The organism is Streptomyces sp. NPDC059994 (assembly GCF_042737755.1).
Taxonomy (GTDB): domain Bacteria; phylum Actinomycetota; class Actinomycetes; order Streptomycetales; family Streptomycetaceae; genus Streptomyces.
In genome coordinates this window covers 1-12,874 of record NZ_JBHWUR010000046.1, presented here as the reverse complement: position 1 = coordinate 12,874, position 12,874 = coordinate 1, and the positions used below count along the sequence as shown (strand labels likewise).

Annotated in this window: 10 protein-coding genes, 1 tRNA gene and 1 riboswitch; of the genes, 6 read left to right on the top strand and 5 right to left on the bottom strand. The window is 74.2% G+C overall.

The annotated features are described in order from the left end of the window. Positions 1-62 precede the first annotated feature (62 nt). Positions 63-136: transfer RNA gene (locus ACFWA7_RS22350), tRNA-Met, on the top strand. Between the two features lie 175 nt (positions 137-311). Here the strand turns inward: ACFWA7_RS22350 and ACFWA7_RS22345 are convergent. After that, positions 312-608, bottom strand: coding sequence for a GNAT family N-acetyltransferase (locus ACFWA7_RS22345; RefSeq protein WP_385545827.1), 297 nt, complete (start codon positions 606-608; stop codon positions 312-314). Positions 609-703: 95 nt separating this feature from the next. Here ACFWA7_RS22345 and ACFWA7_RS22340 point away from each other — a divergent pair, with 95 nt between their 5' ends. From ACFWA7_RS22340 to ACFWA7_RS22325, 4 genes are all read left to right on the top strand, one after another. Continuing rightward, a complete protein-coding gene (locus ACFWA7_RS22340; RefSeq protein ID WP_385545825.1) occupies positions 704-952 on the top strand; it encodes a hypothetical protein in 249 nt (82 codons plus the stop codon). A gap of 106 nt (positions 953-1,058) precedes the next feature. After that, positions 1,059-2,207 (top strand): PP2C family protein-serine/threonine phosphatase, encoded by a 1,149-nt coding sequence (locus tag ACFWA7_RS22335; protein WP_385545822.1) that lies wholly within the window; start codon positions 1,059-1,061, stop codon positions 2,205-2,207. A gap of 155 nt (positions 2,208-2,362) precedes the next feature. Beyond that, a riboswitch (cyclic di-AMP (ydaO/yuaA leader) is annotated at positions 2,363-2,511 on the top strand. Positions 2,512-2,520: 9 nt separating this feature from the next. After that, complete coding sequence (locus tag ACFWA7_RS22330; RefSeq protein ID WP_385545819.1) at positions 2,521-3,600, top strand: M23 family metallopeptidase; 1,080 nt, start codon at positions 2,521-2,523, stop codon at positions 3,598-3,600. Positions 3,601-3,685: 85 nt separating this feature from the next. Then, a complete protein-coding gene (locus ACFWA7_RS22325) occupies positions 3,686-4,630 on the top strand; it encodes an aldo/keto reductase (protein ID WP_385545817.1) in 945 nt (314 codons plus the stop codon). Positions 4,631-4,659: 29 nt separating this feature from the next. Here the strand turns inward: ACFWA7_RS22325 and ACFWA7_RS22320 are convergent, their stop codons facing one another. From ACFWA7_RS22320 to ACFWA7_RS22305, 4 genes are all read right to left on the bottom strand, one after another. After that, positions 4,660-6,048, bottom strand: a complete 1,389-nt coding sequence (locus ACFWA7_RS22320) for a PrsW family intramembrane metalloprotease (protein ID WP_385545814.1) — start codon at positions 6,046-6,048, stop codon at positions 4,660-4,662. Between the two features lie 55 nt (positions 6,049-6,103). Further along, positions 6,104-6,883, bottom strand: coding sequence for a tRNA (guanosine(46)-N7)-methyltransferase TrmB (gene trmB / locus ACFWA7_RS22315; protein ID WP_385545811.1), 780 nt, complete (start codon positions 6,881-6,883; stop codon positions 6,104-6,106). A gap of 41 nt (positions 6,884-6,924) precedes the next feature. Beyond that, a complete protein-coding gene (gene lhgO, locus ACFWA7_RS22310) occupies positions 6,925-8,133 on the bottom strand; it encodes an L-2-hydroxyglutarate oxidase (protein WP_385545808.1) in 1,209 nt (402 codons plus the stop codon). Positions 8,134-8,203: 70 nt separating this feature from the next. Next, positions 8,204-9,619: an MFS transporter gene (locus ACFWA7_RS22305; protein ID WP_385545805.1), complete on the bottom strand. Its 1,416-nt coding sequence runs from the start codon at positions 9,617-9,619 to the stop codon at positions 8,204-8,206. 722 nt (positions 9,620-10,341) lie between these two features. Here ACFWA7_RS22305 and ACFWA7_RS22300 point away from each other — a divergent pair. Beyond that, positions 10,342-12,453: an asparagine synthase-related protein gene (locus ACFWA7_RS22300; protein WP_385824752.1), complete on the top strand. Its 2,112-nt coding sequence runs from the start codon at positions 10,342-10,344 to the stop codon at positions 12,451-12,453. The last annotated feature ends 421 nt before the right edge of the window (positions 12,454-12,874 follow it).

Here is a 12,874-nt window from a genome sequence, read left to right as displayed (position 1 = left end):
GGAGGTCCCGCTTCAACCGGTACGGAGCACCGCCCCGCATGCCGTACAGTTGTGTTTACCGACGCGGGGTGGAGCAGCTCGGTAGCTCGCTGGGCTCATAACCCAGAGGTCGCAGGTTCAAATCCTGTCCCCGCTACTGAAGTCCTTGGGCCCGGCACATGAGAATGTGCCGGGCCTTCGGCATTTCCCGGGCCCCGCCCCGATGGTTTCGGCATTTCCCGGGCCCCCGCCCCGATGGTTTCGGCATTTCCCGGGCTCCCGGCCCGATGGCTTCGGCATTCCCCGGGCCCCGCCCGTTGGCTTCGGCTTTCTCAGGGCCGACGCCCACCCGTGCGCCCGCCCGGCTGTCCCTCCGGCGCCAGCTCTGCCGCCAGGAACCGGCGGTATTCCAGGCCCAGGCCCTCGTACAGGCCTATCGCCGCCCGGTTGGCGCCCTCCACCATCAGGGCCGCCGTCCCGTGCACGGCCAGCGCCTCGGCGAGCACCTTGGCGACGACCGTACGGGCCAGGCCCCGGCCCCGCGCCGACGGGTGCACGGCGACGCCCGCGAGCAGCGCCGCCGTCTTCGTCCGGGACGCCCTGAAGGTGTATGCCGAGCGGCACCTCACCGACTGAGGTGTATACGTAGAGTAGTCTCGCGTGTGCTGTGCGCGAGCATATGGCGGGACTGCTGCGAGCGGCGACGCGGCGGAAGGTGCCGGCCGTGCCGCTGTTCATCGGCCTGTGCGCGCTGCTGATGTGTCTGTCCCTGCCGCTGTCCCTGCCGCTGTCGCTGCCCCTGTCGCCGCCCGCGCCCTGGGTGACCGCGCCCCCGTACACGAAGGGCGGCGTCCCCTCCGTGCACGGCGATCCGGCGGCCCGGCGGCACGCCCGGGGGACCTGTGTACGGGGCCGGGCCGGGCCCCGCCGATGCCGGGCCCGGCTGATCGCGACGGGCGCCGACCGGCACTGAGGCCGCACCCGGTTGGCCGAGGTGGGCTCGCCGCGCGCGGCGGAGCCGGGCACCCTGGGTGGGGCGCGGAACGTCGGCGGCCCTGCGGACGGGCAGGAGACGACAGGTGCGGCAGCGATCGGACGGCGGCGGCCGGGAGGGCTCCCGGCGCCTCGGCCTGGTGCGCGTCCTGCCCGCGCTGCTCCTGGTCGCCGGGGTCGTTCTCGACGCGGCGACGCCGCCCGATCTGACCGCCGCCGCCCTCTTCGCGGCCGCGCCGCTGATCGCGGCCCCCTTCTTCGGGCCGGCCGGCACCGCCGTCGCGGGCGCCTCGGCGGTCGGGGCGGTGCTGCTCACGGAGTATCTGCACGACATCCCCAGCACGGGCGAGGCGGTCAGCGAGCTGTTCACCGTCACCACCGTCGGCGCCCTCGCCCTCTTCATCAACCGCATGCTGCGCCGCAGCGGCGAACGCCTCGCCTCGGCCCGGGTCATCGCGGAGACCGCCCAGCGCGCCGTGCTGCCGACGCCCGCCGAGCGCATCGGGGGCCTCCAGGTGGCCGCGCGGTACGAGGCGGCCCAGGCCGGTGCCTTCATCGGCGGGGACCTCTTCGCCGTCCAGGACACGCCGTACGGGGTGCGCCTGGTCGTCGGGGACGTGCGGGGCAAGGGCCTGGAGGCGGTGGAGGCGGTGGCCGTGGTCATCGGGGCGTTCCGGGAGGCGGCCGAGCAGGAGTCGACCCTGGAGGCCGTGGCCGGGCGCCTGGAGCGCGCGCTGACCCGGGAGGGCACCCGGCGCGACGGCCTGGACGCCGTCGAGGGGTTCACCACTGCCGTGCTCGCCGAGATCCCGCGCGGCGCCGGGGCCGTACGGCTGGTGAACCGGGGCCACCCCGAGCCGCTGCTGCTCCACGCCGACGGGGCCCTGGACGCGCTCACCCCGTCCGATCCCGCGCTGCCGCTGGGGATGGCGGACCTGGGGGTGTGGCCGGACCGGGCGGACGCGTACCCCTTCCCGGCCGGGGCGACGCTGCTCTTCTACACCGACGGCCTCTCCGAGGCCCGCTCGGTGGAGCCGCCGGGGGTCTTCTACGACCCGCACGAGCGGCTGCGCGGCCGTATCTTCCCGGGGCCCGACCGGGTCCTGGACGCGCTGATCGACGATGTGCGCAGACATACGGGCGGGGGCGCGAACGACGACATGGCGCTGCTCGCGGTGGGGCGGCCGGGGGTGCGGCAGCCGGAGCGGCGGCGGACGATGCCCGTGGTGCCGTGACGTTGTGTAGCCGAACAACCCCCCTGTGCACAGCAACTGACGCATCGTCAACTGTTGTCCCCGACGATCAGGGGGAACTGCTTGGAATCCGGTCCCCCTGTCTATTAACGTTCGATAACGCAGCGCGGTCGTCCCAGCCGTCGCAGAGGCGGCACCGTGCGCACGCGCCGAATCCCGAAAGGGAACCGGGGAACCACCAACTTGGGGTGAATCGGGCACCTTTGCACCTTCGAAGAGGTGCCCGTAGGAGACCTTCCTGCTCCGAACCCGTCAGCTAACCCGGTAGGCGAGAAGGAAGGAAAGGAGCGCCCCCGTGGCGTCCAACGAGCCTGCCCTCGGCACCCAGCCGGTTCCCCCTGTCTCCCTGTACGGGACCGCGCCCGGTGACACCGAGGTGTGGGAGGAGTGGAACCCCACCGAGGAATCGGTCGCCTCCGTGCGCGGCAGGCACCGCGTCGCCAAGCAGCGCGGCGGGCTCGCCCGCAGCTCCACCGTCCTCGGCGTAGGCGTCATCGCGGCCGTCGGCGCGGGCGGCATGGCCAGCGCGCAGAGCAAGCCGCCGGTCTCCATATCCCTGCCCGACTCGGTCGCGGACAACCTCCCCGACGTCAAGTCCCTGCCGGGCGTGGGCACGCTGATCTCCGACATCGCGGGCGACGAGAAGCCCGACGCCTCCCCGGCCGCCCAGGCCGACAGAGCCGTCGCGAGCGCCCCCCTCACCATGGCGGGCGTCTCCCGGGCCGACGCCGAACAGGGTGCCACCGGCGCCGGCGAGGCCCTGCGCACCCGCATCCTCCAGCAGGCCGAGCAGCAGCAGAACGACGCCGAGGCCGAGGCGAAGGCGGTCGCCGAGAAGGCCGCGTCCCAGCAGGCGGCGGCCGAGGCGAAGGCCGCGCAGAGCGCCGCGGCGCAGAAGGCGGCGGCCGCGAAGAAGGCCGCCGAGGAGGCCGCCGCGAAGAAGGCGGAGGAGGAGCGTCTGGCCGAGCTCGCCAAGAGCTTCTCGCTCCCTGTCGCCTCGTACACGATCACCTCGACGTTCGGCGAGGCCGGCTCGATGTGGTCCTCCGGCCACCACACCGGCCTCGACTTCGCCGCCCCCACCGGCACCCCGCTCAAGGCGATACACGGCGGCACGGTCAAGTCGGCGGGCTGGTCCGGCTCGTACGGCTACCGCACGGTCATCGAGCTGGAGGACGGCTCGGAGCTCTGGTACTGCCACCAGTCCTCGATCGCGGTCAGCGCGGGCCAGAAGGTGACGACCGGCGAGACGATCGGCCGCGTCGGCGCCACCGGCAACGTGACGGGCCCGCATCTGCACCTGGAGGTGCACACCCCGGGCGGCACGGGCATCGACCCGATGGCGTGGCTGCAGTCGAAGGGCCTCAATCCGTAGGGCGTGCTCGCCGTGGGCGGGGGCGTGGGCGGGGGCGTGGGCGGGGGCGCGGAATAGCCGCGCACCGCCCGCCCGTTCACCCCCTATGACCTCTCTGCGCCCCCTGGGCGCCTCCGACCTCTCCGTCTTCCCGCTCGCCCTCGGCGGCAACGTCTTCGGCTGGACCGCCGACGAGGCCGCGTCGTTCGCGGTGCTCGACGCGTACACCGAGGCGGGCGGCAACTTCGTGGACACGGCCGACACGTACTCGTCCTGGATCCCCGGCAACGAGGGCGGCGAGTCCGAGAAGATCATCGGCAAGTGGCTGGCGGCGCGCGGCAACCGCGCGGACGTCGTCGTCGCCACGAAGGCGGGCGCACACCCCGGCTTCAAGGGGCTCGCGGCCGCCACCATCAAGGCCGCCGCCGAGGCCTCGCTGCGCCGGCTGGGCACCGACTACATCGACCTGTACTACACGCACTTCGACGACGAGTCCGTCCCGGTCGAGGAGATCGTCACCGCCCTCGACCAGCTGGTGCAGGACGGCAAGGTGCGCGCCGTCGCCGCCTCCAACATCTCCCCGGAGCGGCTCAGGGACTCGCTGGACTTCTCCGACCGCGAGGGCCTGGCCAAGTACGTCGCCCTCCAGCCGCACTACAACCTGGTCTCGCGCGGCACCTACGAGGGCCGCCTCCAGGACACCGCCGCCCGCTCGGGGCTGGCCGCCGTCCCCTACTTCTCGCTCGCCGCCGGGTTCCTCACCGGCAAGTACCGCCCGGGACAGACCGTGCAGAGCGCGCGGGCCGGGAGCGCCGCCAAGCACCTGGAGACCGACCGGGGCGCGAAGGTGCTGGCCGCGCTCGACCGCGTCGCGCGGGCGCACGGCGCCGAGCCCGCGAGCGTCGCGCTCGCCTGGCTCGCCGCCCAGCCGACCGTGGTCGCCCCGATCGCCTCGGCCCGTACGGTCGAGCAGCTGCCCGCGCTCCTCGCGGTCGCGGACCTGGAGCTCACGGACGCGGAGCTGAGCGAGCTGAGGACCGCCTCGGCGTAGCTCCCCGCGCCCCGGCGCTTTCAGCGCCTTCAGCGCAGATAGGGGTTGTACGGGGAGGACTGGTTGTACCCGTAAGGAGTCTGCTGTCCGTACGGCGCCTGGTGTCCGTACGGGTACGGCTGAGCCGGGATCCAGATGCGGCCCGCCGCGCCCGCCGCGTAGTGCAGCGCGGGCCCGGCCACCTCCCTGCGCTCCCACAGGTGGTGCAGCAGCTCCTGCTCGCGGGCCGTGAAGTCCGGGCCGGCCTGGGCGCGGCGGGCCCGGCGGCGCAGGAACGCGAGGGCCGTCGCGAACGCCTCGTACTCCGCGACCGTCCGCGCCGCCCGTCTGCCCCCGTAGGTGCGGTGCGCGAAGTCCCGGGCCATCGAGCGGGCCCGCATCGAGGAGAGCGCGAGAGGTTCGGCGGCGCCCAGCCAGCCCGCCGCCGCGTACGCGGGCAGCTCGGCCGCGACCGTGCGCAGCTCCCGCTGGCGGCTCCAGACCGCCAGCCAGGTGAGCAGGCCGAAGACGGGGACCATGAACGCGGCGTAGACGAGGTAGAAGCCGTACGTCCCGAACGTCGACGAGCCGTTCCACAGCGCGTGCATCCCCATCGCGGACAGCAGGCCGAGCAGCGGCAGGCCGATGCGCCGCCAGCGGCGGCCCGGCGCCGCGAGCGCGGCCGCCCCGAAGCCGATGCCGGTGCACACCGTGAACAGCGGGTGCGCGAACGGCGACATCACGATCCGTACGAAGAACGTCGCCGCGGTCGTCGAGGAGAGGCCCGCGGTGTGGCTGACCTGGTCCTCGCCGAAGGCGTTGCCCAGATAGAGGATGTTCTCGGTGAAGGCGAAGCCGGTCGCGGTGAAGCCCGCGACGACGACGCCGTCGACTATCCCCTTGAAGTCCCTTCTTCGGAACAGGAAGAGCAGCAGCACGGCCGCCGCCTTGGCGCTCTCCTCGACGATGGGCGCGATGACGGTCGCACCGAGGTGGTCGGCGGAGGACGGGTCGGCGGTAGCCGTGGCTATCCACTTGGTCGCGAACGAGTTGGCGATGATCGCCACCAGCGCGGCGGCGCACGCGCCCCAGGCGAAGGCGAACAGCAGGTTGCGCCACGGGCCCGGATCCACCCGGTCGAGCCAGCGGAACGCGGTGCCGAGCAGCGGCACGGGCAGCACGGCCAGCGCGAGCCCCACCAGGAACCCCTCGGTGCCGGTCTGTTCCCGCACGATCGCGAGGATGACCAGACCGCACAGGGCGAGCAGGGTGATCAGCGCGCCGGCCCGGACGGCCTTGGAGCGCCAGAAGTCGCGCCGCGGCCGGTAGCGCCATTTGGCGCGCTCCGGCACGGCGTCGAACCGCGGCTCGGCGCCGCGCTCCGGGACGGGCTGGAGCGGGCCCGGCGGCTGGCGTTGCGGAAGCGACTCGGACGACACCAGACGACCCTAACGAGGGGTACGGACAATCCGCGACGGTGCGTGGGGTCTGCCGTCAGGCGGACGGCAGCTCGGCCACGCGGGTGAAGAGCAGGTCGTGCACCACATGGCCCTTGTCGAGGCCCTGTCCCTCGAAGCGCGTGAGTGGCCGGAACGCGGGCCTCGGCGCGTAGCCGCCGTCCGGCTGGGTGTTCTCGAACGCGGGGTGCGCGTCGAGCACCTCCAGCATCTGCTCGGCGTACGGCTCCCAGTCGGTGGCGCAGTGCAGTACGGCGCCGGGCTTGAGCCGGGGCGCGGCCAGCGTGAGGAAGTCGGGCTGGATGATGCGGCGCTTGTGGTGGCGCTTCTTGGGCCAGGGGTCCGGGAAGTAGACGCGCAGCCCGTCCAGCGAATCCGGCTCCAGCATCTCGCGCAGCAGGATGACCGCGTCGCCGTTGCCGACGCGGACGTTGGTGAGGCCGCCGCGCTCGGCGAGGCCGAGGAGGTTGCCCTGGCCGGGGGTGTGCACGTCGACGGCGAGGATGCCGGTGCCGGGGTCGGCGGCGGCCATCTCGGCGGTCGCCTCGCCCATCCCGAAGCCGATCTCCAGGACGACGGGCAGCCCGTCGAACATCTTCTTCAGGTCGAGCTTGCCGCGCCCGTCGATATCGAGCCCCCACAGGGGCCACAGCCGCTCCAGATACTCGCCCTGGCCGGTGGTCACCCGGCTGCGGCGCGGCTGGAAACTGCGGATCCGCCGCTCGTGGTGCGATCCGGCGGGATCGGCGACGGGACCCCCGGGAAACCGGGGCTCGCCCTTGGGGCGACGGGCGGAGGCGGCGGGCTGCTCAGACACAATTACCGGATTCTACGTGCCCGGCCCCCGGGGCCGCCCGCTCACACCCGCGCCGCCCCCAGCACCTCCAGTGCCCGCCGGGCCACCTCGCGGCCGATCGGCAGGGACGCCGTCGCCGCCGGGGACGGGGCGTTCAGGACGTGGATCGTGCGGGGGGCCTCGCGGATGAGGAAGTCGTCGACCAGGGTGCCGTCGCGCAGGACCGCCTGGGCGCGGACGCCCGACGAGGTCGGGTGGAGGTCGGACTCCTCGACCCCGGGGAGCAGGCGGCGGACCGCGGCCGTGAAGGCGCGGCGGGACAGGGAGCGGTGGATCTCGCCCGCTCCGTACCGCCAGTGGCGGCCCGCCATCCGCCAGGAGCCGGGCCAGGTCAGGGTCGAGGCCAGCTCGGCCGGGCGGACCGTGCGCCAGTCGTAGCCCTCGCGGGCCGTCGCCGGCACCGCGTTCGGACCGACGTGGACGCCGCCGTTCACCCCGCGGGTCAGATGCACCCCGAGGAAGGGGAACGCCGGGTCCGGGACCGGGTACACCAGGCCCTTGACCAGGCCGGGCCGCGCCAGCTCGTAGTACTCGCCCCGGAACGGCACGATCCGCACCCCCGGCTCGTCCCCGGCCAGCCGTGCCACCCGGTCGCAGTGCAGCCCCGCGCAGTTCACCAGCGCCCGCGCCCGCAGCACCGCCCCGGTCGAGGTGCGCACCGCCACACCCGTGCCGGGGCGGCGGGATATCCGGACCGCCTCCGTCCCGTACCGGATCTCCGCGCCCGACAGCTCGGCCAGGCGTGCGGCCACCGCCGGGAAGTCGCACACCCCGGTTGTGCCGACGTGGATCGCCGCCAGGCCCCGGACCTCCGGCTCGTACTCGGCGATCTGCGCGGGGCCCAGCTCGCGGACCGGTATCCCGTTCTCCCGGCCCCGCTGGACCAGCGCGTGCAGCCTCGGCAGCTCATCGCGCTCGGTCGCCACGATCAGCTTGCCGGTCACCTCGTGCGGGATGGACTGCTCGGCGCAGAACGCCACCATCTCGGCCGCGCCCCGCACCGCGTACCGCGCCTTCAGGGAGTCCGGGCGGTAGTAGATCCCGCTGTGGATCACCCCGCTGTTGCGCCCGGTCTGGTGGCGGGCCGGGCCGTCCTCCTTCTCCAGGACCGTCACACGGGTGCCGGGCGAGGCCTGCGTCAGGGCATACGCCGTCGACAGACCGACGATCCCGCCGCCGATCACCAGCACGTCACAGTCGTACGCGGTCACCACCACACCTCCCACCCCAGATAGTGCACTGGCCCACTGACAATGCCCGTAAACCCGTGGGGGAAGTGATCTACGCCGGGGCGACCAGGAGCGGCCGCGCCCGTTCCCGCAGCTCCACGACGCGCGGCTCGTCCCCGTACGGCTCCAGGCGGTGCAGCAGGTCCCGTACGTACTCGGTGGTGCGCGCCGACGAGATCCGCCCGGCGACCTCCACCGCGCGCGTGCCCGCCGCGCACGCCGCGTCCAGGTTGCCCGACTCCAGCTCGGCCACCGCCGACACCACCAGCCGCAGGCCGTGGGAGCGCACGAACTCCTCGGTGGGCCGGGACAGCGCCTGCTCGGTGAAGCGGCGCACCTGGCGCGGGGCCTTCAGATCGCGGTAGCACTCGGCCGCGTCCGCCGCGAAGCGGTCGTACGAGTAGAAGCCCAGCCAGGACGGGTCCGAGTCGCCGTCCCGGGAGCGCTCCAGCCACGCCTCGGCGGCCTTGAGCGCGGCGCCGGCCGCGAGCGCGTCACCCGCCTTCGCGTGCGCGCGTGCCTCGACGAGCCGGAAGAAGCTCATGGTGCGGGCGGTGGCCAGGCCCCGGTTGCGTTCGACGGCGGCCTGCGCCAGGTCCACGCCCTCGTCGGCGAAGCCCCGGTAGGTGGCCTGGAGCGACATCGAGGCCAGTACATAGCCGCCCAGCGGCACGTCGGCCGCCGCGCGCGCCAGGCGCAGCGCCTGGATGTAGTAGCGCTGGGCGGCCTCCTGCTGGCCGGTGTCGAAGGCCATCCAGCCGGCCAGTCTGGTCAGTTCGGCGGTCGCGCCGAACAGGCCCCGGCCGACCTCGTCGGTGTACGAGCCGAGCAGCAGCGGCGCCGCGTCCACCCGTAAGCACTCGGGAACCATCGACGAACGCCAGTCCCCGCCCCCGTACTTGGAGTCCCAGCGGCGCGCGTCCTCCGCCGCCTCGCGCAGTTTGGCCACATCGCTGTGGCCGACCTTCAGCGGTGTCCCGGCCGCCCCGTCGTGGTCGCGTGCGACCGACGAGTCGGCGGGGGTTATGAGCCAGCGGGAGGCGGGGGTCGCGTACGCGGTGACCGCGAAGGATCCGGCCAGCGACTGCCAGATGCCGCCGCCCGCCCGCCGTCCGGCCAGATCGAGCCGGTAGAGCTCGGTCGCGGAGCGGACCGCCTCGCCCACGTCGCGCGGGAACGCCAGACCCACCTCGGGCGCCGGGTCGGCGTCGGCCAGCCCGATCTCGTGCAGCGGCACCGGGCGGCCCAGCTTGGCGCCGATGGCCGCCGCGATCAGATGGGGCGCGGCGCCCTGGGGCACCATGCCCTTGGAGACCCAGCGGGCCACCGACGTCTTGTCGTAGCGAAGGGTCAGGCCGCGCTGAGCTCCGAGGTCGTTGACCCGTCGTGCGAGTCCGGCATTGCTGATTCCCGCGAGGGCGAGAACGGTGCCGAGCTTCTCGTTCGGCCCGCGTTGCTCCCTGGACATGCGCCACCCCTCGACACAGACGGCGTCCCCCGGGGCGGCGCCCCGGGTCCGTCCGGCCGCACAATCGTGTGGCCGAGCCCCCAGGAATATGCCGCCCGCGGAGAACAGCAGTACACCCAGCGTAGTTCGCCGCATCCCGACCGTTAAGGGGCGGTGTTCCGGATGGCGAGATTGTTTTCCGTACGGACGAGTTCGGGCGCTGTCCGTGTGCTCCGGGTGTGTGGCCGTGCGCGGTGCGTGCGCTCTGGCCCGCGGGGAGCCGGGAGCGCTTCCATGTCAGGTGCGTGGGTCGGCCCGCTGAACTGGATCCAGTGGGCTGGGGGACACCGTCGCCTCAATCCCCGCGGGCGGCGGACCGGTCCGGGAGGCGGACAGCGCCTCCCGGACTGTGGGTCTTCTCCGCCGGCTTCACTGCCGGTTTCATGCCCGCTCCGAGGCGCCCGCCACGCGCGCCCGGGGTGAAGTTGGCCGAAAAGCGATGGTCCCGCACCACTCGGAAATGTCGCTTCCGCTCTTCTTGAGAGCTGTCAATCGGCCATCTGTGGGGGCGCGTTCACTTTTTGCGCGCGCTACCCCGAGGCCCCTCTCGTACGCCATTGTCATGGCAGCATGGTCCCGAGCGACCTCAGAACCGCCGGACACACCCGCCGTACGTCCGCGTACGGCCGGTCCCGGTTCTGTCGGCGCGTGCGACGGGTTGTCCACAGGCTGTGGAGGCGGCGATGCGGTGGCTGGTGGGCTGGAGCAGTGTCGCCGCGAGGTTCGGTGCCGTGGGGACGGCCGGCGCCGTGGGCGCGCCCGAGGAGGGGCGCACCGTCCACCCCGTCGGCTCCCAGCTGCTGTGGGGCGACCCCGACCCGCTCTGGGCGGTCGGCGACTGGCGGCCCGACGAGATCCGCGTGGTCAGCGTGGGGGCGGACACCCGGCTCGCGGTGCTCGGCTGCTGCGCCGCCAGTGACGAGGAGCTGCGGGTAGGGCTGTTCGCGGCACGCGGGGGCGCACTGCGGCACCTGTCCGCCTGGCCGGGCAGCTATACGGCGGTTGCCCAGGTCGGCCGCAGGGTCACTGTCGTCGGTGACCTGGCCGGCGCACGCCCCGTCTTCTACACGCCGTGGGCGACCGGTACCGCGTACGCCACGGCCGCCCTGCCGCTCGCCGACCTCATCGAAGCCCAGCTGGACATCGGCCACTTGGCGGCGCTGCTGGCCTGCCCGGACGTACCCGAGGCGCTCGGCGACTCCACTCCCTACGCGGGAGTGCGGCGCATCCCGCCCGGCCACGCGCTGGTGCTGCGGGAGGGCTCGCGGGAGATCACCGGGTACGAGCCGGTCGCCTCGCTCGCCGTCGCCGCGGCCCAGGTCGACGAGGAGAGCGCGGTGAACGGCGTACGGGAGGCCCTGGTCGCGGCCGTACGGGCCAGGCTCACCGCGCCGCGCCACGCCCCCGAGACGCTGCCGCCGGACCCCGGTCCGGTCCCCGGTATGGGCCCCGCCGAGCGGCGCGCGGCACGCGGGGGCCCGGCGCCCGGCATCGGCGCCGACCTCTCCGGCGGCCCGGCCTCGGCCACCCTCGCCCTGCTCGCCGCCGGGCTGCCCGGCAACCCCGGCACGGTGCTCGGCCACGGCACCGGCGCGGGCGAACGGCTCCTCGCGGTCACCTTCAACGACCTTGCCGTGCCCGGCCGCAGGGGCGAGGCGGAGCTGGAGCGGGCCGGGGCGATCGCGGCCAACCCGCGGCTGCACCACGTGGTGGTGGCCGGCGACGAGGACGCCCTGCCGTACGCGGAGCTGGAGGGCCCGCTCACCGATGAGCCGGGCCCCTCGCTGGTGACGGCCGAGCGCCACCGCCGCCGACTCGCCGCGGGCAGCGCGGACCACTTCACGGGAAGCGGGGCGCGCCAGGTCCTGGACGCCCACCCGGCGCGCCTGGCCGACCTCCTGATGGACCGTCAGCGCCGCCACCTCCTCCGCCCGGCGGCAGCGCTCGCCAAGGCGGGCGGCCCCTCGGCGCACTCCCTCTTCGTCCCGCTCACGGTGTACCGGGCGGCGCGGAAACTGGCGCGCACGCCGTACCGGACGGGCATCGAGACGGCGGCGGAACACCTGCGCCGCGACGCGGACGGCGTCGACACGGATGCGGAGAGCCCGCTGGACGCCTCGCTCGCGTCCCTGGCCTGGACGCGGCCCGGGCCGGCGGCGCGCTGGCTCACCGGGGAGGCGCTGGCCGAAGTGTCGATCCGGCTGATGGCGTCGGCGACCCGCCCGGCGACGGTGCTGCGCCCCGGCGAGGCACGGGCGCGGGCCGCGCTCGCCCGTTACGCCGCCGACCACCGCGTCCTTGAACAAGCCGCCGAGATCCGCAGCCAGCGGCTGCACGCGCCGTTCCTGGACAACCAGGTGGTACGGGCGTGCCGCGCCCTGCCCGAGGCGCTACGGGTGCAGCCGGGCGCCAGGGCGGCGATCCTGCGGACGGTGCTGGCGGGTTCGGGGGTGCGCGACCTGCCCGCCGGCTGGGGCGCGACGTCGCACGCTTCGTCGTCGGCGGCGGTACGGGCCGGCCTGCGCCGCTCGATCGACCCGCTGATCGCGCTCTTCGAGGCGCCGCTGCTGGCGGACGCGGGTCTGATCGAGGCCCGCACGATCCGCCGCGCGCTCCGCGCGGCGGCCTCGGGCGAACGCCTCCCGCTCGACGGCCTCGCCGACCTGGTCTCCACGGAGCTGTGGCTGCGGCGTCTGCTGTCGCGGCGGGGCACGTGCTGGACGGGGGCGGCGGCGCCGAAGCAGCGGGCGGTGGCGGGAGGGGTAACGCCTGCGCGGCCACCGCTGCGGGCGTAGCCCGCAGATCCCGTGGTTGGCTGCGGGGCCGGTGGGGGTTGAGGCGGTCTGCTGGGGGCTGCGCCCCCAGACCCCGTTGCGGGGCTTCGCCCCGGGCCCCCTGTTTGTCCGCGGGTCCGGTGGGGGCTGGTCGCGCAGTTCCTCGCGCCCCTTTTGTGCCCGGGGTTTGTCTGCGGGTCGGATGGGGTTGCTCGCGCAGTTCCCCGCGCCCCCAAAGGCAGGTAGCAGGGCGCTCGGCCACGTTTCAGCCCTACGGCGTTCGAGGTGCGGGCTCCGTCAGGGGCGCGGGGAACTGCGCGACCAGCCACATACGGTCCGCGGACGAGGGGGGCCGGGGCGAAGCCCCGCAACGGGGTCTGGGGGCGCAGCCCCCAGCAGACCGCCTCAACCCCCACCGGCCCCGCAGCCAACCACGGGATCT